Below are 23,640 nucleotides of genomic sequence, written 5' to 3' on the forward strand. Positions count from 1 at the left end.
GTCTCAGACGACCTTGAACTCGGCGACATCGCGCTCCTGCGGGGCGATCGGCACCGGCTGGTCACGGGCCAGGCGGCGCAGCACATAAACCGTGGCCACGGTCAGCACCAGATACACGACGCTGACCACCACGAATCCCCACACCACTCCGGATGCGGGGTTGACCGCCTCGGAGGTCCGCAGGACGCGGTAGACGATCCAGGGCTGGCGCCCCACCTCCGTGACGACCCACCCGGACTCCAGCGCCAGGACCGCGGCCGGACCGGAGAGCGCGGCGGCGCGCAGGAACCACCGGGTGCCCGGAAGCCGTTTGCGGCGCCGCCACACCAGGCCGAGCCAGCCGGACAGGGCCAGCAGCGCGAACCCGCAGCCCACCATGATCTGGAACGCCCAGTGGGTGATGTTGACGGGTGGGCGGTCACGCGCCGGCACCTCGTTCAGCCCCGCGACCTGCGCGTCTGGGTCGAAGTGCGCCAGCAGGGACAGCCCGCGGGGGATTTCCAGGGCGTAGCGCATCTCGCCGTCGGCGGCGATACCGCCCACATGCAGGGGAACACCGCGCGCGGTATCGAAGACGCCTTCCATGGCGGCGAGTTTGACGGGCTGGTTGTCCGCCACGAAGTGCGCCGCCCAGTCACCCACCCCGATCTGCACCGGGGTCACCAGGGCGGCGATCGTGAACGGCACCAGGAAGCCGAGCCGGTGGTATCGGTCGCGGCGGCCGCGCAGCATCGCGACCGCGTACACACTGGCCATGAGGAAACCGGCGACCATGAACGCGGCGAGGATCATGTGCACCGTCTGCGGCGGGGTCGCCGGATTGAACATCGCCTCCCAGGGATCGACGGCGGCGACCCGGCCGCCCCGCATCTGGAAGCCCACGGGTTGCTGCATCCAGGCGTTGGCGGCGACCACGAAGAAGGCGCTGGCCACTCCCGCGACGAGGATCGGCAGTGCGGTGAACATGTGCTGGCGGGGCGGCAGCCGGTCCCAGGCGTACAGGTAGATGCCGAGGAAGATCGCCTCGATGAAGAAGGCGATGCCCTCCAGTGAGAACGGCAGGCCGATGACCTGTCCGTAGGTGCCCATCATCCCGGGCCACAGCAGGCCCATCTCGAACGACAGGATGGTTCCGGACACCGCTCCGACCGCGAACAGCACCCCCATCGCCTTCGCCCACCGCCGCGCCAGCAGCCGGTAGTGCACATCCCCTGTGCGGTGACCGCGCCACTCGGCGAACACGGTGATCGCGGGCATCCCCACCCCCAGGCAGGCGACGATGATGTGCCAGCCAAGCGACAACGCCATCTGGGACCGCGCCGCCCCCAAGCCGCCTGCCTCGGCGGCGGACAGCACGTCCCCCACAAGCGCGGTGCTGCTCACCCGAATTCCTCCTCACGGCAGACATCGGGCGCAGACCCGGCACGCGGGACATGAGACCACCATGGCCCGCAACCCGGCAGCCACCAGGCCGCCCTCCGCGCCACGTGCAGGAACGCGCCCGGTGGAGAACCTCACGCCCACGACACCCGGGTAGAACCGGCTGGCCGCCGCCAGGCAACGCCGCCAAGGTATGGCACCCGACATGCATGTCACAGCAGCGACGCGACGTCAGCCACAATCGGCACAGGCTCCGAGCAGCGAGGCCCGCAGAGCCGTCAGGTCCCGGCCGGCGAAGCCAAGGCCGCGGCACCGACCGCGGGCGGGGCTGGCCGTCTGCCAGCGGAGTGGTGGAGTACAGGGTGGATCACTTGGCCTCGCAGCCGATGACGTCACCGTCCCGGTCAAGGCGGTCCTGGTCGTCGGGAGCCGCCCCAATCGGGGCCTGAGCGACCTGAGCAGTCCACTCGGGGACACCAGCGGGAGGCTCGTCCGGGAGATCCGGGAGGTCCGGTCGTGCCGGGGTGTCCGGAGCAGGCGAGTCCGGCGAGTCGTCTGTTGCCTCTTTTGGGCACCACCAGCTGGCAAGCTCGTTTGTTTCCCCCGCATCTGCTGCGGCTGCGGCAGCCGTGGGAGCGGCGGCCCCGCCGCTTGCTGCCCCGGTCGGCCCTCCCCCGAGTCGACCGGGTCTCATGTGCCGTTCGTGGCTTGCACGCGGCGACACAGGGCACCCGACATGCGCGGATCGGCGTCCGCCGCGGGCACAGGGGCGGTGAGTCGGCGGTGGCCGTCCGCTCGGATGACACAGGGAGACACGTGACGGTGGGCATCGGGGCACATGCGTCAGGGCTGCGGAGGGCCGGATGACGGCCGAGGCGACGAAGGCGGTGCGGCTGGTCGCGGAAGCCGCGGCGGGCACCCCCGGCGAGGAGGTTCCCCGGCGGGTGTGCGCGGCGGTGTGCGAGGGACTCGGCGTGGACGGTGCCACCTTGTCGTTGCTCACCGACACACCCTCCCGCCAGCTGCTCGCCGCGTCGGACGATGCCGCCCTGCTGCTGGAGGAGATCCAGTTCACGGTGCTAGAGGGCCCCTGCATCAGTGCGGCGCAGACCGGCGAGCCCGTGGCCGTGGACGACCTGGGGCAGGAACTGACGCCCTGGCCGCTGTTCGGGGCGATGGCGCGCGAGAAGCTCCCGGAAGTGGGCTCGGTGTACGCGCTCCCCCTGTTCTTCGGCGACTACGTCCTCGGGTCGGTAGACCTGCTGTCGACACGGCCCCGCGCTCTCGATGAGGACGCCCTGGAGCAGGCGTCCCACGTGGCCGACGCGGTGACGGCAGCCCTCATGCCCACCCGCGAGATGCTGCTCACGGGGAATGACGCCCCGGCGTGGGAGCCGGAGCAGGTGGTCCGTGCCCACTGGTTCGACACCTGGCGTGCCGTCGGAGCCCTGGCGGCCCGACGGCGGATCAGCCCTGAGGATGCCCTCGCCCTCATGCGCGCCGAGGCCCTTCGCACCGGCAGGTCATTGCCGGACATCACCACGGACATCCTGCGCGACCCGCCCGGTACGTCGTAGGCGCGCGGGTCCAGAGCAACTGCTCAGGCGCCCGTCAGCAGGTCGTGCTCCCGGACAGCTGCCAGGGACAGCGTCCTGGAGCCGACCTGCTCGAGGCGGCGGCGCCGGACACGACGACCAAGGTCGGTTCTTTGGACTCCAGCAGGGCCTTGACCTGTTAAGGCGTGATCATGCCGGTCCATCCTGGCCACCGATTCGCCGCGCTAGGACCCGCGCTTCCCGCTGATCGCGTCGATGAGCTCTTCCTTGCGCATGTCGTGAACACCGCTGAGGCCCTTGTCGCGGGCCATGTCGCGCAGCTCGTCCATGATCATCTCGCGGAGTTGCTCCTCGGAGACCTTCTGGGACGCCTCGGACGTTCCAGACGTCTCTGCCTCGCCGCCGCCCATGGAGGCTCCGGCAGGCGTCGTCGCGCTGGGCGGTGACGTGGGGTACCCCTCGCCGGCGTCGCTCGAGCCCATCTGCTCGGCCAGCCGACCCAGCAGCTGTTCCGTCTCGCGGCATTCCTTCGCGGACAGCTCGAAGTACGGAGTGCCCTTGAACTCCTCGGCAGCGTCCGCGCTCGCGCGCAGGACAGTGCGGGTCGCCTCGATGATCGCCATCGTCGTCGGCGCGTCGTATCCCGTCTGGCGGGCCAGGATCCGGGCCGCGACCGTACACAGGTCGGCGCAGTCGTTGTCCAGGCGCACGCACTTGATGGACATCACGATCTTTTCCGGGTCCTGCTCCGCTGCTGCCGCGTCGGCGCAGGACAGACAGACGCCGGCGCACTCGTACAGCTTGTCGACCGCCTCGCCCAGCATCTTGGGCGGCATCCCGGTCTCGGCGGGGTAGGCGTCGAGCAACTTCTCGACCAAGGACATGGCATCCTCCGTACATCAGTGGTGGGGTCGGAAATATCCGTTTCGCGTGATTCGCGCCACGGGTGCCCGCACCTGCGCTCGCCACCCACTCCGATGGCGTTGTAGCCGGTCCCGGATCTCGCCGGTCCTTTGCACGGCCCATGTGCCGGGCCCAGGCGACATGGGAGAGATAGGCGGCACAGTCGGGGTGCTCCCCGCCCATCGGCGCCCACCGGGACGCCGACCGCCGCGCGACCGGTGGGTGAAGGCGGTCGCACCGGGTACTCGCCAGGGCATGATCAAGCGCGCACTGTGGCAGGGACTGCTCGCCGGTACCGCCGGAGGCGTCGTGATGACTCTCGGCGAGAAGATCGAGCAGGCCGTCACCGGCCGGCCCGATTCTCATGTGCCCGCGCGGGTCCTGCAGCGGCTGACCGGCCTGCCCGAACGACCCGGCCCCCAGCCGCTGCCGGCCAACTGGGCCATGCACTACGGCCAGGCCGCCCTCCTCGGAGTGCTCCGGTCGGTCATGGCCCAGGCCGGACTGCGCGGACCGGTCGCCTCCGCCAAGTTCGCCGTCGTCCGCCTCACCAACGACCAGATCCTGGAGAACGCGACCGGCGTCGGCGCCCCACCGCAGACCTGGCCCCGCAAGGAACTCGTCGTGGACCTGCTGCACAAGGCCGTCTACGCCTTCGCCACGGGTGCCGTCGCCGACGCCCTGGCCGCCCGCGGCGGCCCCGGCCCCGGACAGCGCCACGCCGCCGCCCGCCCCGGGCGCCACGCCCACGTCGGACCGCTGCCCCGCAGGCATGCCTACGGGGCATGAATCCGGCAGTCGTCACCGAATGGCGCGTCGGAGCAGCCGTCCGGGCGGTGATTACGGGATCCGCTCGTTCACCGTCGGCCGCTCCTGACGTCCCCCGTACTCCGCGCGGGGGACGAACGCAGCCAGGCGGCTATCCATCCGGTCTGCATCGCGGCATCCAGGAGGTACGTCGGCCGGATCCGCCCCTTGGGTACGTAGACCAGGTCGACGGCCAGCAGCGTCACGGCGGTGCCCAGACCGACACGGCGGGCGTGGGCCGGGCCCTGCGCGTCCCCGGCCGCAGCGAGCTGGGCGACGCCGGCGGAGGCGAGCAGTCCGCCCGTCGTCATCTGCAGCCACACGTCGGTCTTCGGGCCGAAGACCCACTCGAAGCTGCGCAGGTGCAGCAGGGGCCACAGTCCGCCCACGATGTTGAAGGCACCGTGCGCGACCGCGAGCGTGTGGGCGGGCTCCCGCACTCCGGTTCTGCTCAAGGGACATCCCTCCGTAGGTTCCGGCCGGGTACCCATGCCCAGGCGCCTCACTCCGGGCCGAGTTCGACCGTCGTCGTGACCTGGGTGACGGAGGGGGTCCTCGACGCCGAACCGAACCCGAAGCGCACGGGCGGCTCGACGGGTGCCATCGCCCCGAGGTCCGCGCCCTCGTAGTCCGCCGATACGGCACGGATCGGCAGCAGGTCCCGGGCGCCGTACCACTCCCGGCGGCCCCGGCCGGCGCTGCCGCGGGTGCGCACGCCGGGCAGCAGCAGGCGGGCGGGCCGGTCCGTCAGCGCGCTCCATGCCGGACGGCGGGCGAGCGCGCCGGGCACGGTCCGCAGCGCGAAGCCCAGAAGCCCTCGCCGCCCGGTGGTGAAACGCAGGGCGAGTGGCCCGGCGGTGACGGTCCAGGCGTCGTCCGTGACGCTCACCTCGACCGGGACGACACGGACCGTGTCGAAAACGTAGGTGCCGCTGATGAAGTCCGCTGTCTCGCGCGTGGGGGCCAGGAGCAGCCTGTCCCCGTCGGCCCTCTCCAGCATCACGTCGCTGAATGCTCCGAAGGGCGAGCCCTGCCAGTGTCCGAGCACGATCCGTGTGCCGGAGGAGGTGCCCATGCCCGCGATCCAGCCGTCGAAGCGCACGCGCGGGCGTCGCGTGACGGTGCCGGAATTCCGGCGAGGGGAGTCAGGAAGAACGGGAGACGCGCTCCGGGACGCACGGCCTGGAGGGCCCGAGCCGTACATACCTGACTCCTTCCGAGAAGTGCACCAGGGGCTCACCGAGGGGGGCTTCCCGCAGGCCCGCCGCGGCGGTCAGCGTCTCCTCCAGTACATCGACGCCGGCGTCGGCCAGCGGCCACGGCTCGTGTTCGACGGGCGTCTCCCAGAGCATGCCGAGCCTGCGGGTGTACGCCCGCCAGCGCGAGGTCAGCCACACGTCCCGCTCCGCCGGCTCGATCGGGTCGCCCGGGCGGACGACCAGGCGGTAGGAGGCGTCACCGATCCATCGGGAACCGGAGTACGAGACGGTGTCCCCGTCCGTGGACACGCGGAGGGTGCCCGGGTTGTACGGTGCGCCGATGGCGCGGGCCGCCACCATCGGGGGGAAGGCGACCTCGATGGACAGGAACCAGAGCCCGTCCCGGCCGTCACGGTGCCGTACGTACGTGCGCAGGTTGGTCTCTGCGAACGTCGGCAGGCCGGGCAGCGAGGCGGGAACACCGGGTGGCCGCACGTCCGCCATGACAAAGGGAGTGAGCCCCACCCAGGCGGCCCCCTCGTACTCGTCCACGACCAGTCCCCCGGGCAGGAGCGCCTGGACCGCCTCAGGACGGAACGGCCAGTGGACGAACGTCTGCGTCAGCCAGCCCGCCCGCAGCGCCGACAGGCGCACTTGCTGCTCTGCTCCGTATGCCACCACGGGCGTCGGGTCCCCCGCGCACGATCGAAGGAAACCCACGGCGCCCGGCACGGCGGGCGTGCGCGCCGGCCAGATCAAGAAGAGGCCAGGACGCCGGGCGTCCGGGCGAAACGCCTCGTCCGGCTCACGGAAGGTAGTAGGTCTGCCGCAGGAACGCAGCCGTGTCCCGCAGGGCCTGGGTATAGCCCGCCTTGTAGCGCGCGTCCGAGTCGGTGCGCCGGCCTTCGTCCTCCGCCCATTGGTCGAGGTGCAGGGCGATGTCGAGGTGGTTGCGGTAGAGCGTGCCATGTTCGCCGCCGAGGGCCGCTCGTGTGCGCTCCTCGTCCCAGTCCTCCAGCTCGCCGGTATCGTAATCCAGCAGTTCCTCATCAGGCCGCTGCACGGTTTCCTCCTTCGTTCCGCTCAGGCCGAGGGCGAGCAGCCCGGTCGTCCCTCCCAGGTACCCGTCATCGGATCCCAGTCGCGTCTGATGACCGGCTGCCAGACGACGGCCTTCTGGTCGACAGACAGTAAGCAGCGTCGCTTCTCCTCGCGGTCTGCCACCGCACCTGGCTGAGGCCGAGTGCGCACGCTTCCGCCGGCACGGCCCATCAGCACCGGACCCACTCCGCGCCCGGGTGGCCGTCCCTCAGGAACAGGCAGTCCATGCCGCCCTGCCGCGGCGGGTCCTCGCCCGCCTGCTCTTGACGTGGGGCCGTTGCCGGCGTTCATCCGGCCTGGTCGGCCGTTTGCGGTATGTGCAGGTGGGGACCCGGCTGCGCATGACCACGACGCCACGCCGTCGGATGCGGCAGAACCGGGTCCTGTGGCTGCTGGACCGCCTGGAACGAGACCCCAGGGCCGATGCGGTGATCGACGCGATCGGCCGAGGTGTGCGTGCCCTGCCGCTCGGTCGCAGCCGGGACGCCCTGCACGGAAGGTGGCTGGGCCACCCCGTGCATCCCCTGATGGTGCAGGTGCCGATCGGCAGCTGGCTGTCCGCGGCCCTGCTCGACCTACGGCCCGGCCGCTCCCGTGAAGCAGAACTGCTCATCGGCGTCGGCCTGACCGCCGCCGCCCCCGCGGCCCTGGCAGGCTGGACCGACTGGGCGGAACTGCACCGCCAGCAACAACGCGTCGGCCTGGTGCACGCCCTGAGCAACGTGACAGCCGTCGCGCTCTACGCGACCTCACTCACCTGCCGCCTCAAGGGACGCCACGCAGCCGGCCGAGCCTACGGCCTGCTGGGACTGACGGCGGCCGGAGCCGGCGGCATGCTGGGCGGCCACCTCGCCTTCCGCCTGGCATCCGGCGCCAACCACGCCGAAGAAGTGCCGCACGTGGTCACAGAGGGCTGGCACCGGATCGGGACCGTGGACGAGTTCCCGGCCGGCCGACCCGTGCGGCGCAGTGTGGACGACGTACCGGTCCTGGTCGTGCGCGAAACCGGCGGCACCCTGCACGCGCTGGCCGACCGGTGCAGCCACCTCGCCGGACCGCTGTCCGAGGGCACGATCGCCGACGGATGCGTCCAGTGCCCCTGGCACGGAAGCGTCTTCCGCCTCTCCGACGGCTGGAACGTACGCGGCCCCGCCACCGCTCCCCAGCCCGCCTTCGACACCCGGATCACCGACGGCCACGTCGAGATACGCCTGCGCCAGGACGACCGGGCGAAGCACACGGACAACAGCCGGGAGACAGAGCGGCAACCGGGCGCCGCGGAGAAGGGTGTGACCCATGGATCCCCTGGCCACCACACCTGACAACAGGGCTGACACCACAGGTGACGCCGCAGCTGACAAGACGGCTGACAACCGCCTCGCACCACGCCTGCGCGAGCTTGCCCGGCGCACCGGACGACAGTACTCCGCAGGGCACGACCGGCCGCTGAGGCGGCTATCTCGCGTCCATGACGGGATTCGGGGCGTACACGGCGGCCTGGGCCACAGCGGTACGGCTGCGCGGGTGCCCCCTGCCCGACCGGCCCCAGCCCTGGGACGTGGTCTGACCTCGGTCGCCACCTTCCGGCTCAGCAGGCTCCTGAGCAAGGCGTCCGTCACCAGTCCGCTGCGCGCGCCCTTCACGCGGTACGTCGGCCCGCAGGGCCCCGCCGAGCTGCACGAGGAGGCGGAGCCGGAAGGCGGCAGGGACACCGTCGGCGAGCTGGTGACCTGCCCGTTCTGCACAAGCGTCTGGGTGGTGTCCACCCTGACCGCCGGCCAGTTGCTGTGGCCGCGGGCAACCCGGACCGCCATGGGCGCGCTCGCGGCACTGGCTGGCGCAGACGCGCTGCAACTGGCGTACGGCGCACTGGTGAGCCGGACCACCAGGGACGACTGACCGGGCCCGCACCGGTCACCGCCGCCGGGCCCACCCGGACCCCGAGCACCGTCGACCGGCACAGGGCCCGGAGGACACACCTGGAGGTGCCGTTCCATCCAGTCCACAGGGGCCCGGCGGAACAGGGCACCGGTTGTCCGGGCGCAGGAAGTCCTGACCTTCGTCGCGCAGGTCAGCAGCTCGGCGGGATGCCCCGTTCCCGCGCCGCCCGTACGGACTGCTGGGACTCCCCGGCGGGCACGTTGGTGTCGTGTTCGCCATGGACGGCGAGCAGCGGAACATGAAGCGCTTCGATACGGCTCATCGGTGACAGGGGTTCGCAGGAGCTCGCGCTCCGGGTGACCGTACTTGTGCGCCGCGGACTCCGCGAGCCATGGCTCCGTACCGGCGAAGAAGGTCCGCAAGTCCGACATGCCCCAGACGGCGACTCCGGTGCGGAAGAGTCCCGTTCGGCGCCATCCTCGACGTGGCGTCGTACGCGGCCGGACCCAGGAGCGTTGCGTGACCGTCCCGGTCCGCCCAGTCGGCCGCCGGGCGCCCTGGCGAGCAGGCCGTCCGCCGGGCCGTGGTCCAGCGACCGCGCCGCCTCCTCCAAGGTGCCCGGTCCGCATGAGAGGCGCTGACCGCCCGTCGTATTGCCGCTGCTTCACCATGCAGAACCTCAAAACGGCCGGGTTCACCGCCCACCAGATCAGATGCGCATATGACCGGCGATGATGCCCATTCACGGCAGCCTTCACCGCACACGGGGGTTCAGTCCGGCGCGTCCCGCGACGCCGTGAGGGCGTTATTGGCAGCTGTCTCGACATGCCAGCGAGCAGTGTCACCTACCCCGGCCCCGGCACGGCTCGCTGGGGGACGCACCATCGGTGCTCAAGTTCAGCTGTAGCAGGTCGACAAGGGGACACCTCGTACATGTACTTCCGAGTGCATCGAATCCGAGATGTCTCCTCCAGAACGGCACTGGATCACATTTGACACCCGGAATGCCCGGATATGCGGCACGGATGGTAGACGGGGACGACAATACTTAAGGCCCGAATTCGACGCGGATTCGACCCGAGCAGTTTGTTCAGCGAGTAAACATGCCCTCTGAACTGCGGAAAGAGAGCGGCAGACGAGTCGGGCTGTACGCCGGGTTCTGTCCCCCGGGACCTCGCGGTCGTCGGGGCGACGGCCATCCATCTAGGACCGGCGTTGCCGCCGGCCTCGTGCGGTCTACCCGCGGACTCGGGCGGGCAGCCCTCAAACGTCCGCGCAGGGCCACCGAAGTGGCCCCTCTTGACCTTGCTCCAGGTGGGGTTTACCTAGCCGCCTGAGTCACCTCAGGCGCTGGTGGTCTCTTACACCACCGTTTCACCCTTACCGAGGACCGAGATCCCCGGCGGTCTGCTTTCTGTGGCACTGTCCCGCGGGTCACCCCGGGTGGCCGTTAGCCACCACCCTGCCCTGTGGAGCCCGGACGTTCCTCGGGAAGATCCTTCTCAGGACCCCCACGCGGCCGCCCGCCCGGCTCGTCTGCCGTGGTGGCCATGCTACCTGCCGTTTCACAGGAAGTCGGCCGTCTCCAGATCGAAGCCGAAGGGCTCGGGGAGGGCGAAGGAAGGCCGTGTGCGAGGCCCTCACGCGGGAGCGAGCCGCCTCACGCGGGAGCGAGCCGTCACGCGGGAGCGAACAGGACCTTCGCGCGGGCCGGGTCGGCCTGGGTGAGGCGTACGCGCAGTCGCTCCCCCAGGGGCAGGCTCGCGCCGTCGCCCTCCACCCGGGCCACCACCGCCGGGTCCTCCAGGTGGACGGTGCCGATGTCCGGCTCGTTCTCCCTGACGTCGACCACCACCGCGTCGAAGACCTCGCCGACGCGGTCGCGCAGCACGGCCGCCTCCACGATGTCGACGCAGCCGCGCTCCGCCGTGCCCGCCCGCCGGGCCCCCTCGGCCATCTCCCTGGGCAGCTTCTCCAGCGCCCCGCTCACCCACGGCGGCGGCTCCTGCCCGGCCACCGCCGCCAGGCACAGCTCGCCGGCGTAGCGGTCCACGAGGCGGCGCAACGGCGCGGTGCAGTGCGTGTACTCGTCCGCGACGGCCGCGTGCACGGCCGGCGTGGGCAGCACGCCTCCGGTGAACGCCGTGTACCCCGCGCCCCGCAGCAGCGTCGTGCACTCCTGGAGGAAGGCCGCGTGCCGGCCGTCGTGCGGGTCGAGGGAGCGTACGAGCTGCGCGTACGAGACGTGGTGCGGCCAGTCGATGTGCAGCGCGGTCGCCGAGCGGCGCAGCCGGGCCACCGCGCCGTCGGGTGCGGTGGGCAGCGTGCGCAGGATGCCGGTGCCGTGGGCGACCATCAGGTCGGCCGCGGCCATGCCGGTCAGCAGGGAGATCTGCGCGTTCCACGCCTCCGCGGGCAGCGGGGCCCGGTATTCGAGGGCGTACGTGCTGTCCTGCTGGACGACCTCCTGCTCGGGGACGTTGAGGGAGATCCCGCCGCGTTCTACCTCCAGCGCCTCGCGCAGGGCGCCGATCTCCTTCAGCAGGGCGAGCGGTTCCTCGGCCGTGCCCGCGTCGATCCGCTGCTGCGCGCCCGCGTAGTCGAGCCGGGCCCGGCTGCGGACAAGGGCCCGGCGCACGTCCGTCGTCACGGCGCGGCCCTCGGCGTCGAGGTCGATGCGCCACAACAGGGCGGGCGCGGCCTGGCCGGGGAGCAGGCTGGCGGCGCCCTCGGACAGCAGCGGCGGGTGCAGCGGGATCCTCCCGTCGGGGAAGTACAGGGTCTGTACGCGGCGGTGGGCCTCGGCGTCGAGCGCCCCGCCGGGCGTGACGAACGCGGCGACGTCGGCGATCGCGTAGTGGACGCGGAAGCCGCCGCCCTCGCGCCGGGTCAGGTGCATCGCCTGGTCGAGGTCGACCGAGCCCGGCGGGTCGATGGTGAAGAACGGGATACCGGTCTCGTCGGCTCCGGGCAGGCGGGGTGCGCGGGCGGCCTGCTCCGCCTCGGCGAGCACCGCGGCCGGGAAGTTCTCGGAGACGCCGATCGTCGCGCGCAGTTCGCGCAGGGCGGCCCGCAGCGGCGGGGCCTCGGCTGCGCCGGGCAGACGGATGGGGCGGCGGGGCATGGACCGAGCGTATGGCGGGGCCGGGGCCGTGGCATGTCGGCAGCCCGGGAGCATGGCGGGGCGAGGCCGTGGCATTTCGGCAGCCCGGGAGCATGGCGGGGCGAGGCCGTGGCATTTCGGCGGCCCGCGCGCTTTGTAGGCTGACTCGGGGGCCGCACCCCCTCCCCCCGTACGTCATGAAGGAGATCTGCCGTGCTCGTGCTGTTGCCGCCGTCGGAGGGGAAGGCCGCTTCCGGCCGCGGGGTGCCCCTGAAGCCCGAGTCGCTGTCCCTGCCGGGGCTCGCCGAGGCGCGCGCCGCAGTCCTGGACGAGCTGGTCGAGCTGTGCGCCGCGGACGAGACGAAGGCGCGGGAGGTCCTCGGGCTGAGCGAGGGACTGCGCGGCGAGGTCGCGAAGAACGCCGGGCTACGGACGGCCGGTACGCGTCCGGCCGGAGAGATCTACACGGGTGTGCTGTACGACGCGCTGGGCCTGGCCACGCTCGACGCGGTCGCCCGTCGGCGGGCCCGGCAGTCGCTGCTGGTGTTCTCCGGGCTGTGGGGCGCGGTGCGTCTCGGCGACCGGATTCCGTCCTACCGCTGCTCGATGGGCGTGAAGCTGCCCGGCCTTGGCGCGCTCGGTGCGTACTGGCGGGGCCCGATGGCGTCGGTGCTGCCGGAGGCGGCCGGGAACGGACTGGTCCTGGACCTGCGGTCGTCCGCGTACGCGGCCGCGTGGAAGCCGAAGGGGGAGGTCGCGACCCGTACGGCGACGGTGCGGGTGCTGCACGCGCCGACCCGGAAGGTGGTCAGCCACTTCAACAAGGCGACGAAGGGCCGGATCGTAAGGAGCCTACTGGAGGCCGGGGCGGCGCCCGGGTCGCCGGGTGAACTGGCCGAGGCGCTGCGGGACCTGGGGTACGTGGTGGAGACGCCGGCGGCGGGGAAGCTCGACGTGCTGGTGTCGGAGGTCCACTGAGTCATTGCACATAATGCAACGCTCGTTGCACTTCATGCACACCCTGGGCAGGATGGGCGCATGACCTCCGCCCCGTCCGTGCTGGACCTCGCCCCCGTCCTGCCCGTCGTCGTGATCGACGACGCGGCCGACGCCGTGCCGCTCGCGCGCGCCCTCGTCGCAGGCGGGCTGCCCGCGATCGAGGTGACGCTGCGTACGCCCGCCGCGCTCGACGCGATCCTGGCCGTTGCGGCGGAGGTGCCGGACGCCGTCGTCGGCGCGGGCACCGTCGTCTCGCCGGACGGCGTCGAGGCAGCGGTGGCGGCCGGGGCGCGCTTCCTGGTCAGCCCCGGATGGACGGACCCGCTGCTGGAGGCGATGCGCGGGTCGGGCATGCCGTTCCTGCCGGGCGTCTCGACGGCCTCGGAGGTCGTGGCGCTGCTGGAGCGCGGCGTGCACGAGATGAAGTTCTTCCCGGCCGAGGCGGCGGGCGGCACGGCGTACCTGCGCTCCCTCGCCGGCCCGCTGCCCGGGGCCCGCTTCTGCCCGACGGGCGGCGTCTCGCTCGCGTCGGCCCCGGCGTATCTGGCGCTGCCGAACGTGGGCTGCGTCGGCGGCACCTGGATGCTGCCGGCCGACGCGCTGGCGGCCCGGGACTGGGCCCGGGTCGAGACGCTGGCGCGCGAGGCGGCGGCGCTGCGCGGGCCGGACGCCGGGGGCGCGTCGGTCTGACGTCCCGCCCGGTGTCCTACCGGCCGAAGGTCAGCTCCACGTAGGGGGCGAGGGGGCGGTAATCCAGGCGCTCGTACAAGCGGTTGGCGATCGGGTCGGCCAGGTCGGCGAAGAGCAGCACCTGCTCGGCGCCCGCGTCCAGGGCCCCTTGGCTCGCCGCGGCCGTCACCGCGCCGGCGAAGCCCCGGCCGCGGCTTCCGGGCGGGGTGTAGACGGGCGCGATCCGTGCCTGGCCGGCGAGCACCAGGGAGTGGGCGGCCATGGAGACGGGCCGGCCGTCCACCTCCCAGAGGTACAGGCCGCCGTGGGCGATGCGGCGGGAGACGTTCGCGGTGTAGTCCGTACCGGTGCTCGCGCCCGTGTCGGCGGCGAAGCCCGTCATGAACGCGGCCGCCTGCGCCACGTCCGCCGTGGTCGCCTTGCGGGCACGGCCCGGGGGCGGCGGCTCGTGAGGGCACAGCTCGCCGAGCCGGAACAGCCGCAGCCGTACGTCCACGGACCACTGCCCCGGCCCGGCCCACGCGTCGGCGAACGCCCGGCCGCTGCGGTCGGGCCCCTTGACGCCCGTGACCACGGCCCCGTCGGCCCGTAGGACGCGGGCGAGTTGGCGAGCCTGGTGGGGGGTGACCGGCCCGAGGACGGGCGGGTGCGGGGGCGTCTGCAGAAAGGCGCCGGTGACGCCGTCGCGGTCTGTCCACCAGCCGAAGCGGTGCGGCGGACCGCCGCTGTCGCCGTACGCGTCCGGTCCGTGGCGCCGGACGGTCTCGCTGACGGTGAGCAGGCCGGTGTTGCGGACGGGGTCGGCGGCGAGGTGGGGGCCGGCGTGGTGGAGGAACTCGTGGACGTGGTGGGTGAGTTGCCAGGTCATGGGCGGTGATCTCCCCCACCCCGCCCCTTCCCGAACCGGGGCTCCGCCCCGGGCCCCGCGCGGTGTCCCCTACGCCCTGGCGGTCGTGGGCGGTGCCCCCCGAACCGGGCTCCGCCCCGGGCCCTACCGCGCTCCACGCGGTGTCCCTACGGCCTGGGGCCGTGGGCGGTACTCCCTGAACCGGGGCTCCGCCCCGGGCCCGCGCTTCGCGACATGTCCCCTACGGCCTGGCGGCCGTGGGCACCTCAGACGGGGCTACGCCCCGCTGCCACAGCCTGTCCCGCCCGGGAACAGGTACGCGAGGACGCAACCCCGAACCCGCCCCACTGGGCGCCATCCAGCCCCGCCGGGCACCACCAGCCCCGCCCAGCACCACCAGCCCGCCGGGCACCATCAGCCCACCAGCACCGCCAGCCCCGCCCAGCACCATCCAGCCCCGCCCGGCGCCATCCAGCCCCGCCGGGCGCATCCAGCCCGCGGGCACCGCCAGCCCCGCCCGGCACCATCCTCGCCCGGCGCCATCCAGCCCCGCCGGCGTTTGAGGCGCGGGGCTTGGGGCGAGCCCCAACAAGCGCGCCACGCGCGACAGGCGGGCCGAGGCGGAGCCCACCGGGAGGGCCGCGCGCGACAAGCGCTCAGGGCGGAGCCCCAACAAGCGCGCCGCGTACGAGGAACGGCCCGGGCGGAGCCCCCGGGGGCGACGGTCAGCGGAGATGGGACGTGTCGTTCAGGAGGCGTAGCGACGCGTTGCCGTCCGCGTAGTACGCCAGCGCCGACAGCGACGCCGCCGAGAGTTCCATGCGGAACAGGGACTCCGGCGGGGCGCCCAGCGCCAGGCGGGCCAGCGTCTTGATCGGCGTCACGTGCGTGACCAGCAGCACCGTACGGCCCTGGTGACGCGCCAGCAGCCGGTCCCGCGCCGCCGACACCCGCCGCGTCACCGTCGCGAAGCTCTCGCCGCCGCCCGTCGGGGCCGCCTTGGGGGACGCCAGCCACGCGTCCAGGTCGTCGGGGTAGCGCTCGCGGACCTCCGCGAACGTCAGCCCCTCCCACGCGCCGAAGTCCGTCTCCCGCAGCCCCTCGTCGACGCTCACGTCCAGCCCCAGCCGGGCCGCGACCACCTCGGCGGTCTCGCGGCAGCGGCGCAGCGGGGAGGTGACGACCACCTGGATCGTGCCGCGCGCGGCCAGCGCCGTGGCGACCGCCTCCGCCTGGCGGCGGCCCGCCTCCGACAGGACGGGGTCACTGCCCCCGCTGCCGGAGAAGCGCTTCTCGGGCGTCAGCGCCGTCTCGCCGTGGCGCAGGAGTACGAACGTGGACGGCGTGCCGAGGTCCGCGGACGCGCCCCAGCCCGGCGCGGTCACGGGCGCGGCCGCCGCCTGGGCCACCCTCGGCGCGACAGGCGCGGCAGGCGCGGCGGCCACCGGCGCCGCGACCGCGCCCGCGCCGGGAGCCGCGCCCGCACTCGGAGCCGCGCCCGCGGTCGCCAGCGCCGCCCGCGCCTTCGCCGCGCCCGCCGCCGCGTCGCCGACGACCCGCGCCGCCTGCGTGTCCAGCTCTGCCGTGGAGCGCGACGGCTCCCACTGCCTGCCCCTGCGTCCGGCGTCCATCGCCTCGTTGGCCAGCCGGTCCGCGTGCTTGTTCCGCTCCCGCGGGATCCACTCGTACGTGACCTGCGACGACGGGAACACGGCCGCGGCCTCGGCGGCCAGCGGCCGCATGTCCGGGTGCTTGATCTTCCAGCGCCCGGACATCTGTTCCACGACCAGCTTGGAGTCCATCCGGACGCGCACGACCGCCTCCGGGTCGAGCTCCCGGGCCGCCTTGAGCCCGGCCACCAGGCCCTTGTACTCGGCGACGTTGTTGGTCGCCACACCGATGTACTCGGCCGCCTCGGCCAGCGTCAGACCGGTGACCGGGTCGAGCACGACCGCTCCGTAACCGGCCGGGCCCGGGTTGCCCCGTGAGCCGCCGTCGGCCTCGACGACCAGTTCGCGCACTGCCGGCACTACAGCCCCGACTCGGACGTGCGGACGAGGATGCGGCGGCAGTTCTCGCAGCGCAGCACCGCGTCGGGCGCGGCCGCGCGGACCTCGTTCAGCTCGGTGATGTTCAGCTCCAGCCGGCAGCCCTCGCAGCGGCGCTGGAACAGCCGCGCCGCGCCGACGCCGCCCTGCTGCACGCGCAGCTTCTCGTACAGCTTCAGCAGGTCGGCGGGCACCGAACCGGCCACCAGCTCGCGCTCCTTGGAGACCGAGGCGGCCTCATCGTCCAGCTCCGCCTGCGCGGCGTCCCGCCGGGCCGTCGCCGCGTCGACCTTGCCCTGCACGGACGAGACGCGCTCGGTCAGCTCGGCGACCCGCTCCTGTGCGGACTCGCGGCGCTCCATGACCTCCAGGACGACGTCCTCGAGGTCGCCCTGGCGCTTGGCGAGCGAGACGATCTCGCGCTGGAGGTTCTCCAGGTCCTTGGGCGAGCTGACCGCGCCGGAGTCGAGGCGCTGCTGGTCGCGGGTGGCACGCTGGCGTACCTGGTCGACGTCCTGCTCCGCCTTGGTCTGCTCGCGGGCGGTGTCGCTCTCCTCGGTCTGCGCGGCGACGAGCAGGTCGCGCAGCTGCGTGAGGTCCTTGTTCAGCGACTCGATCTCGGCGTGCTCGGGCAGCGACTTGCGCTTGTGGGCCAGCTGCGACAGGCGCATGTCGAGGGCCTGTACGTCGAGGAGTCGGATCTGGTCGGCGGGCGCGGCGTTCAGTTGGGGGCTCCAGGGGAATCGTGGTGGGCGGACCAGGGGTCGGTGACCGTCGTCGAGACGTGGACCCGCAGGTCCCAGCCGTGCCGGTCGGAGATCTCGTCGAGCTGCGCCGCCGCCTGCTCGCACCAGGGCCACTCGGTGGCCCAGTGGGCGGCGTCGACGAGTCCGACCGGAGAGTGCTGCGTGGCCTCCGACGCGGGGTGGTGGCGCAGGTCGGCGGTGAGGAAGGCGTCCACTCCGGCGGCCCGCACCTGGTCGAAGAGGCTGTCGCCGGAACCGCCGCTCACCGCGACGGTCCGTACGAGGGCGTCCGGGTCCCCCGCGACACGGATGCCCTGCGCGGTGGCGGGCAGCCGCTTCGCGGCGCGCGCGGCGAACTCGCGCAGCGTCTCGGGGTGGTCGAGTTCGCAGATGCGGCCGAGGCCCCGGCGCCCGGTCGCGTCGGAGGCGTCGGGCACCAGCGGCCGTACGACCCGCAGGTCAAGAGCGCCCGCGAGGGCGTCGGAGACGCCGGGGTCGGCGGTGTCGGCGTTGGTGTGCGCGACATGCAGGGCGATGTCGTTCTTGATCAACGTGTGCACGACACGGCCCTTGAAGTGGCCGGCGGCGACGGTCGTCGTACCGCGCAGGTAGAGGGGGTGGTGGGTGACCAGCAGGTCGGCACCCAGCCGCACCGCCTCGTCGACGACGTCCTGGACGGGGTCGACGGCGAACAGCACGCGCGTGACCGCGGCGTCGGGCTCACCGCAGACCGTGCCGACCGCGTCCCACTGTTCGGCCCGCTCGGGCGGCCAGAGGGCGTCGAGGGCGGTGATGACTTCAGACAGACGGGGCACGGGGGAAAGGCTACCTGCCCCGACCCCGGCACCGGTCTGCGCCCGCGACGCCGGCGGGCGCCGCCCGCGAACGCCGCGGGCGGGGTGCACCGCGGCCGCCCGGGCGGGCGGTACCGCGAGGTGCGCCGCGCCCGACCGGCGACCCGGCACCACGAAGTGCGCCGGAGCCACCCCGCCGCGGGCTACTTGACGAGGAAGCCGCGCAGGTCGTCCAGGACCTCGTTCGCCGCCGTGACGCCGAGCCCGAGGTACCAGGTCTCGTCCGGGACGTCCTTGGCCTGGCCCGCCTTGACCGCCGCGAGGTTCTTCCACAGCGGGTTGGAGCGGGCGGTGTCGCGCTGGGTCTTGGCCGGGTCGCCGTAGACGCCGGTGAAGATCCAGTCCGCGTCGGCCTGGTCCATCTTCTCCGGGCTGATCTCGACCGCCAGGTCGTTGACCTGCTGGTTCGCGGGGCGCGGGACGCCCGCGTCGCGCAGGATCGTGCCGATGAAGGACGCCTGCGCGTACAGGCGGATCTTGCCCGGCATGTAGCGCAGCATGGTGACGGCCGGCTTCTTCTCGCCGATGTCCGTGCCGAGCTGCTTCGCCTTCTTCTCGTACGCGCCGAGCTGCTCCTTCGCCTCGGCCGTCTTGTCGAGCGCGGCGGCGTTGAGGAAGTAGTTCTCCTTCCACGTGAAGCCGGGGCGGATGGAGAAGACCGTGGGGGCGATCTTGGACAGCTCGTCGTACTTGTCGGCCGCGCGCAGCTGGCTGCCGAGGATCAGGTCGGGCTTCAGCGCGGCGATGGCCTCCAGATTGAGGCTGTTGATCGTGCCGACGCTCTTCGGGCTGCCGGCCTGCTTCTTCAGGTAGCCGGGGATGCCGTCGTCGCCCTCGGTGGGCGCGTAGCCGACCGGCTCGACGCCGAGGGAGGCGACGTTGTCGAGTTCGCCGACGTCGAGCACCACGACCCGCTTCGGCGCGGCCTTCAGTTCCGTCGTGCCGAGGGCGTGGGTGATGGTGCGCGGGAACTCGCCGGGCTTCGCCTCCGTGCCCATGGCGGCCGTCTTCTGCGCCGCGTCGGAGAAGTCCTCGCCGCCCTGCGCGACGGACTTCTTGCCGCCCGCGTCGCCCTGGCTTCCGCTGTCCTTCCCCTTTCCGGAGTCGCCCGCGCCCCCTTCGGCGCCGCAGGCGGCGAGGGACAGTGCGGCGGTGAGAGCGACGGCTGCGGCGATGCCGCGGCGGCGTAGGGACATGACGACTCCTGCGGACGAACTTAGGGGTGCCTTACCTTAAGCGCCCCTCCGTCACCGAGCACAACCACCCCCTCCGTCTCAGGCAAACCCGGGCATGGCCACCCTTATGTGTGAAGTGCCGCGTCTCGCAGTGTTCGGCAGGAAGTGCGATACCTAGCGTCGATGGGCGGAGGTGACGTATCGATGACTGCCTGTGCCATCGAGACCGCCGCGAAGGAAGAGGCGGTGGCGCGTACGGGGTTCACGATCACCGCGGACGGTACGTACGCGGCCCGGCTCGCCGGAACCGGCGACGCCCTGTTCCCGGAACGCTGGACGCTCGACGGCCCCGAGCCGTACGCCGTCCCGCTGCCGCTGGCCCAGCCCGAGGAACGCGACGCGGAGGTGCTGCCGCTGGCCGACGGGCGCGTCCTGATCAGCCGCCGGGCGGGCGAGCGGCACACGTTCTCGCTGCTGTACCCGTCCGGCCCGGCGACCGGCGAGCTGGCCCTGGGCGCCGTGGAGGCATCGGAGCTCACCCTGTTGCCGCCCGCACCCGACGGCGTGTGCGCCTATGCCCTGGCTCCCGGGGAGACCTCGACGGCCGTGTGGCTCGTCGCGGGCGGGGCGTTCGGCCCCGAGCGCGTCGCGGACGTGCCCGGCCGCTGCTCGGGCGGCGCGTGGCTGGACCGTACGGGACGGCTGCTCGCCCTGGACCGGCAGCCGCCCGGCGGGCCGGTGAAGACGGTGGCGGTGGATCTCGCACGCGGCGGGGCGGTGACGCCGCTGCTGGAGATCACCGACGAGAGCGACGACCGGCTGCTGCTCGCGGACGCCGACAGCGGCCTGCTGCTGATCCGCTCGAACGCGCCGGGCGAGGGCCGGGACCGGCTCGGCTGGGGCGTGCTCGGCAGCCTGCGACCGGTCCGGTTCCCCGAGAGCCTGCGACTGCCGGACGCGCTGGTGACGCCGTTCGCCGTGCAGCCGGGGCAGATGCTGACGCCGGAGAGCTGCGCGGTGGCGCTGCGCATCGACGGGGCGGCGGGCAGCTGGCTGGGCGTGTGGCGCGCGGCGGGCCGCCGCCTCCACCAACTCGCGCCACCACCCGGGTGGTTGGCGGGATCGGGGACGTGGAGCAGGGAGGGGGTGCTCCGACTGCCGTACGCGACCGGCGAGGTGCCGTGCGGGGTGGTGCGGATGGAGGTGCCGCGGGACGCTGGTTGCGGGAGTGCAGAAACCTTCGGCCGGCCGCCGGATGCGAAGGGTGTGCGGAGCCCCGGCAAGGGCCCGGCCACAGAACCGGCACAACCGGAACACGCAGGTGGGGAACCGTGCGAGGCCCCAGGGAGTCCTCCTGGGGGGTGCAAGCCGGTTCCCTTGCAGCAGGCACCCCTCACCGGCCGTGCGGCCCGTGGTTAGACTCTGCGGCCGGGGCTACGCAGCCGCACCGCCCGTGCGCCGACGGTGACGGGCTCAGGGGGGCTTGCTGCCGGAGCCTTTGACAGTGCATCAGCGATCATGACGGGGTGAAGTTCTCACATGTCTGAAGTCCGAACCGACACGGCCCACGAGCGCCCGCAGCCGGCGGACGCGGTCGGGGCTGACGCCGGCGGCGCGGGGAAGCACCGTGGCGGGGCGGCCACGTCGGAGGACGGGGCGGCGCCGGCCCACGGCCGCCACCGGCGTCCGGGGCCGTCGGAGGGCGGGGGCGCGTGATCGTGGGGGCGGGGGTGAGGCGCTGGCATGGGGCGCTTCCCCCGCCCTAGATTCGTTCGCCATGCGATCACGTGAGTACGACCTCGACTTCCGCGACCGGGCCAGTCGCATACGGGCCTGGGGCATCGGTCTGCTGTCCTTGGCAGCGGTGCTGTGGACATGGTGCTTTCTGTTGCTTCTCACGCCGTACGAGGTCGACAGGAAGCCTGACGACCGCTACCCGGAGCAATGCGAATCACGGTTGTTCACGGAGCGCGGCACAGCCAACGATGGTCTGTACGCACATGACTGGTGCCAGAACGAACGCGACTGGCCCGAGGCCCTGGCCGTGCTCGGGCTGTCCCTCCCCGTCACGGCCGCCGGTGTGGCGCTGTTCACGACCGGCACCGTGACCCGCCGAATGAGCGCCCACGCCGAGGCCCTGCGCGAACTGGACAGGCTCGCGGACGCGCGGAAGGCGTAACTGGTGCGATCCGCGTGTGCGGGGTTCGGGGCAGCGCCCCGACAAGGGCGGCGCGCAGCGCCCCCGCAGAGCCAGAGGCGCCCGCCCCCTACCCCCTCCGCAGCCCAAGCACCTCGGGGGCCGCGAAGGACTTGTCGTCGAAGTGGGGGGTCAGCACCGCCGCCAGTTCCTCGTAGGTGAACACGTCCTTCGACGTGTCGAACTTCGCCGCCACCCTCGGGCGTTCCATCACCGCCACCATCCCCCCGTGCACCACCAGCACCTGGCCCGTGACCACCGATGCCGCCGGGGACGCGAGGTAGCCCACCAGAGGTGCCACGTGCTCCGGGGACAGGGGGTCGGTCGCGCCCGGGGGTGGGGCGTCGCCGAAGACGTCCGTCGTCATACGGGTCCGGGCCCGGGGGCAGATCGCGTTCACCGTCACCCCGTACTTGGCCAGCGCCTGCGCCGACGACGTCGTCAGGCCGACGATCCCGCCCTTGGCCGCCGCGTAGTTGGGCTGGCCCGCCGAGCCCGCCAGGAACGCCTCCGACGAGGTGTTGACGATCCGGCCGTACACGGGCGCGCCCGCCGCCTTGGACCGTGCGCGCCAGTGTTCCGAGGCGAAGCGGGTCGTGGTGAAGTGGCCCTTCAAGTGGACGTGGACCACCGAGTCCCACTCGCTCTCGGTCATCGAGAAGATCATGCGGTCGCGCAGGATGCCCGCGTTGTTGACGAGGATGTCGAGCTTGCCGAACTCCGCCACGGCCAGGTCGATCAGCCCCCGCGCCGTGTCGAAGTCGGCGACGTCGCCGAGGTGGGCGACCGCCCGGCCGCCCGCCGCCCGGATCTCGGCCGCGACCGACTCGGCGGGCGCTGCCGACGCCTCGCCGCTGCCGTCGCGGCCCGGTTTCCCGTAGTCGTTGACGACGACGGCCGCGCCGAGCCGCGCCAGTTCCCGCGCCTCCGCGCGGCCGAGGCCCCGGCCCGCGCCGGTGACGACGGCCGTGAGACCCGCCAGAGGGAGTGCCGTCGGAGGAAGTGCCGTCAGCGGAAGTTCCGGCGGCGGAGGTTCCGTCGGAGGGAGTGTCATCGCGGGCCCCTCAGATCTCGATGCAGGTACGCAGGGCCTCACCGCTGTGCATCTGCGCCAGGGCGTCGTTGATCCCGGCCAGCGGCACCCGGTGGGTGATCAGCGACTCCAGGTCGATCCTGCCCGCCCGCCACAGCGCGATGGCCCGTTCGTAGGAGCGCAGCACGTCGCCGCCTCCGTACATCGAGGGCAGGATGCGCTTCTCGTCGAAGAACAGCTCGAACATGTTGAGCTGGAGGTGGTCGTCCATGGCGCCCGCGCCGACGACGCACAGCGTTCCGCCGCGCCGGGTCGTCTCGTACGCGGTCCGCGCCGTCTGCGACCGGCCGACCACCTCGAAGACGTAGTCGAAGCCCTCGCCGGCGGTGAGGCGCTGTTTGGCGTCGGCGAGTTCGCCGGGTGCCACGGCCTCGGTCGCGCCGAACCGCAGGGCCGCCTCGCGCCGGGAGGCCACCGGGTCGACCGCGACGATCTCGGCCGCGCCCTGGAGCCGTGCGCCCTGGATCGCGGAGACGCCGACGCCGCCGCAGCCGATGACGGCGACGGACGAACCCGCCTGCACCTGGGCGGTGTTGATCGCCGCGCCGAGCCCGGTCGTGACGCCGCACCCGATGAGCGCGGCGATGTCGAACGGCACGTCGTCGGGGATGGGCACGGCGCAGCCCGCCCCGACGACGACCTCCTCGGCGAACGTGCCGGTGCCGGCGAAGCCGAACACATCGCCGCCGGGGCGGGCGAAGTTGGGGGTACCGGCGTTCATGAACCCCGCCAGGCACAGGTGCGGCTGCCCGCGCCGGCAGGACGGGCAGCTGCCGCACGCGGGCAGCCAGCACAGCAGGACGCGGTCGCCCGGCGCCAGGCCGGTCACCCCGTCGCCGGCCTCGATGATCTCGCCCGCGCCTTCGTGTCCGGGGACGAAGGGGGCGGGCTGCGGCAGCACGCCGGTCATCGCGGAGATGTCCGAGTGGCACAGTCCGGTTGCCCGGACGCGGATCCTCACCTTGCCCGGGCCGAAGCCCACCGCCTCGACGTCGTCGAGGACTTCGAGTTTCTCCTGGCCTGTCTCGTGCAGTACGGCTGCGCGCATGGCGGATCCCTTC

21 protein-coding genes, 1 other RNA gene and 2 pseudogenes are annotated in these 23,640 nt (G+C 72.8%); 8 read left to right on the forward strand and 16 right to left on the reverse strand.

From position 1 onward, the window contains the following. Positions 1-3: 3 nt before the first annotated feature. Complete coding sequence (locus ACLB9X_RS02475) at positions 4-1,383, reverse strand: cytochrome ubiquinol oxidase subunit I (RefSeq protein ID WP_410358502.1); 1,380 nt, start codon at positions 1,381-1,383, stop codon at positions 4-6. An 860-nt stretch (positions 1,384-2,243) separates the two neighbouring features. On the opposite strand from ACLB9X_RS02475, the gene ACLB9X_RS02480 reads away from it, so the two are divergent. After that, entirely contained in the window at positions 2,244-2,957 is a 714-nt protein-coding gene (locus ACLB9X_RS02480; protein ID WP_218516372.1) for a GAF and ANTAR domain-containing protein, read from the forward strand. A 203-nt stretch (positions 2,958-3,160) separates the two neighbouring features. Here the strand turns inward: ACLB9X_RS02480 and ACLB9X_RS02485 are convergent, their stop codons facing one another. Further along, complete coding sequence (locus ACLB9X_RS02485) at positions 3,161-3,820, reverse strand: Rho termination factor N-terminal domain-containing protein (RefSeq protein WP_410358503.1); 660 nt, start codon at positions 3,818-3,820, stop codon at positions 3,161-3,163. Between the two features lie 274 nt (positions 3,821-4,094). Between ACLB9X_RS02485 and ACLB9X_RS02490 the strand changes: the two genes are divergently transcribed. Then, positions 4,095-4,628, forward strand: a complete 534-nt coding sequence (locus ACLB9X_RS02490) for a hypothetical protein (RefSeq protein WP_410358504.1) — start codon at positions 4,095-4,097, stop codon at positions 4,626-4,628. Positions 4,629-4,696: 68 nt separating this feature from the next. On the opposite strand, the gene ACLB9X_RS02495 is transcribed toward ACLB9X_RS02490, so the two are convergent. From ACLB9X_RS02495 to ACLB9X_RS02510, 4 genes are all read right to left on the reverse strand, one after another. After that, positions 4,697-5,101: a hypothetical protein gene (locus ACLB9X_RS02495; RefSeq protein WP_410358505.1), complete on the reverse strand. Its 405-nt coding sequence runs from the start codon at positions 5,099-5,101 to the stop codon at positions 4,697-4,699. A 47-nt stretch (positions 5,102-5,148) separates the two neighbouring features. Next, positions 5,149-5,721 (reverse strand): hypothetical protein, encoded by a 573-nt coding sequence (locus ACLB9X_RS02500; RefSeq protein WP_410358506.1) that lies wholly within the window; start codon positions 5,719-5,721, stop codon positions 5,149-5,151. Between the two features lie 70 nt (positions 5,722-5,791). Beyond that, entirely contained in the window at positions 5,792-6,526 is a 735-nt protein-coding gene (locus ACLB9X_RS02505; protein WP_410358507.1) for a YqjF family protein, read from the reverse strand. A 124-nt stretch (positions 6,527-6,650) separates the two neighbouring features. After that, positions 6,651-6,908 carry a hypothetical protein gene (locus ACLB9X_RS02510; protein ID WP_410358508.1) on the reverse strand — a complete coding sequence of 86 codons (258 nt, stop codon included), beginning with the start codon at positions 6,906-6,908 and terminating at the stop codon, positions 6,651-6,653. A 403-nt stretch (positions 6,909-7,311) separates the two neighbouring features. On the opposite strand from ACLB9X_RS02510, the gene ACLB9X_RS02515 reads away from it, so the two are divergent. Then, positions 7,312-8,268 carry a Rieske 2Fe-2S domain-containing protein gene (locus ACLB9X_RS02515; RefSeq protein ID WP_410358613.1) on the forward strand — a complete coding sequence of 319 codons (957 nt, stop codon included), beginning with the start codon at positions 7,312-7,314 and terminating at the stop codon, positions 8,266-8,268. Further along, positions 8,243-8,845: pseudogene (locus tag ACLB9X_RS02520) on the forward strand (DUF1360 domain-containing protein). Before ACLB9X_RS02515 ends, ACLB9X_RS02520 begins: the two are co-directional and overlap by 26 nt. A gap of 83 nt (positions 8,846-8,928) precedes the next feature. Here the strand turns inward: ACLB9X_RS02520 and ACLB9X_RS02525 are convergent. From ACLB9X_RS02525 to ACLB9X_RS02535, 3 genes and pseudogenes are all read right to left on the reverse strand, one after another. Further along, positions 8,929-9,288 (reverse strand): annotated as a pseudogene (locus ACLB9X_RS02525) (alpha/beta hydrolase family protein); the annotation flags it as partial. Between the two features lie 671 nt (positions 9,289-9,959). After that, an RNA gene (gene rnpB, locus ACLB9X_RS02530) (RNase P RNA component class A) lies at positions 9,960-10,362 on the reverse strand. A gap of 143 nt (positions 10,363-10,505) precedes the next feature. Further along, on the reverse strand, positions 10,506-11,951 hold the full coding sequence (locus ACLB9X_RS02535) for an RNB domain-containing ribonuclease (RefSeq protein ID WP_410358509.1): 1,446 nt from the start codon (positions 11,949-11,951) through the stop codon (positions 10,506-10,508). A 192-nt stretch (positions 11,952-12,143) separates the two neighbouring features. Here ACLB9X_RS02535 and yaaA point away from each other — a divergent pair, with 192 nt between their 5' ends. Together yaaA and eda are read left to right on the forward strand one after the other, a co-directional pair. Continuing rightward, positions 12,144-12,908, forward strand: a complete 765-nt coding sequence (gene yaaA / locus ACLB9X_RS02540; RefSeq protein WP_410358510.1) for a peroxide stress protein YaaA — start codon at positions 12,144-12,146, stop codon at positions 12,906-12,908. A gap of 60 nt (positions 12,909-12,968) precedes the next feature. After that, positions 12,969-13,619, forward strand: coding sequence for a bifunctional 4-hydroxy-2-oxoglutarate aldolase/2-dehydro-3-deoxy-phosphogluconate aldolase (gene eda / locus ACLB9X_RS02545; protein WP_410358511.1), 651 nt, complete (start codon positions 12,969-12,971; stop codon positions 13,617-13,619). Positions 13,620-13,635: 16 nt separating this feature from the next. Here eda and ACLB9X_RS02550 read toward each other — a convergent pair whose 3' ends face one another. From ACLB9X_RS02550 to ACLB9X_RS02570, 5 genes are all read right to left on the reverse strand, one after another. Beyond that, on the reverse strand, positions 13,636-14,487 hold the full coding sequence (locus ACLB9X_RS02550; RefSeq protein WP_410358512.1) for a GNAT family N-acetyltransferase: 852 nt from the start codon (positions 14,485-14,487) through the stop codon (positions 13,636-13,638). 704 nt (positions 14,488-15,191) lie between these two features. After that, positions 15,192-16,487 carry a bifunctional RNase H/acid phosphatase gene (locus ACLB9X_RS02555; RefSeq protein WP_410358513.1) on the reverse strand — a complete coding sequence of 432 codons (1,296 nt, stop codon included), beginning with the start codon at positions 16,485-16,487 and terminating at the stop codon, positions 15,192-15,194. A gap of 8 nt (positions 16,488-16,495) precedes the next feature. After that, positions 16,496-17,239, reverse strand: a complete 744-nt coding sequence (locus ACLB9X_RS02560; protein ID WP_410358614.1) for a zinc ribbon domain-containing protein — start codon at positions 17,237-17,239, stop codon at positions 16,496-16,498. After that, positions 17,236-18,075: a Nif3-like dinuclear metal center hexameric protein gene (locus ACLB9X_RS02565; protein WP_410358514.1), complete on the reverse strand. Its 840-nt coding sequence runs from the start codon at positions 18,073-18,075 to the stop codon at positions 17,236-17,238. The genes ACLB9X_RS02560 and ACLB9X_RS02565 overlap by 4 nt, the downstream gene beginning before the upstream one ends. A 182-nt stretch (positions 18,076-18,257) precedes the next feature. Beyond that, positions 18,258-19,310: an ABC transporter substrate-binding protein gene (locus ACLB9X_RS02570; RefSeq protein WP_410358515.1), complete on the reverse strand. Its 1,053-nt coding sequence runs from the start codon at positions 19,308-19,310 to the stop codon at positions 18,258-18,260. 183 nt (positions 19,311-19,493) lie between these two features. On the opposite strand from ACLB9X_RS02570, the gene ACLB9X_RS02575 reads away from it, so the two are divergent. Beyond that, complete coding sequence (locus ACLB9X_RS02575) at positions 19,494-20,708, forward strand: hypothetical protein (RefSeq protein WP_410358516.1); 1,215 nt, start codon at positions 19,494-19,496, stop codon at positions 20,706-20,708. Between the two features lie 358 nt (positions 20,709-21,066). Beyond that, positions 21,067-21,468, forward strand: coding sequence for a hypothetical protein (locus ACLB9X_RS02580; protein WP_410358517.1), 402 nt, complete (start codon positions 21,067-21,069; stop codon positions 21,466-21,468). Between the two features lie 88 nt (positions 21,469-21,556). Here ACLB9X_RS02580 and ACLB9X_RS02585 read toward each other — a convergent pair whose 3' ends face one another. Next, positions 21,557-22,540, reverse strand: coding sequence for a 3-oxoacyl-ACP reductase (locus ACLB9X_RS02585; RefSeq protein ID WP_410358518.1), 984 nt, complete (start codon positions 22,538-22,540; stop codon positions 21,557-21,559). 10 nt (positions 22,541-22,550) lie between these two features. Continuing rightward, entirely contained in the window at positions 22,551-23,627 is a 1,077-nt protein-coding gene (locus ACLB9X_RS02590) for a Zn-dependent alcohol dehydrogenase (protein WP_410358519.1), read from the reverse strand. Between the last annotated feature and the right edge of the window lie 13 nt (positions 23,628-23,640).

The sequence above is a fragment of the Streptomyces sp. 5K101 genome (genome assembly GCF_046506645.1).
Taxonomy (GTDB): domain Bacteria; phylum Actinomycetota; class Actinomycetes; order Streptomycetales; family Streptomycetaceae; genus Streptomyces.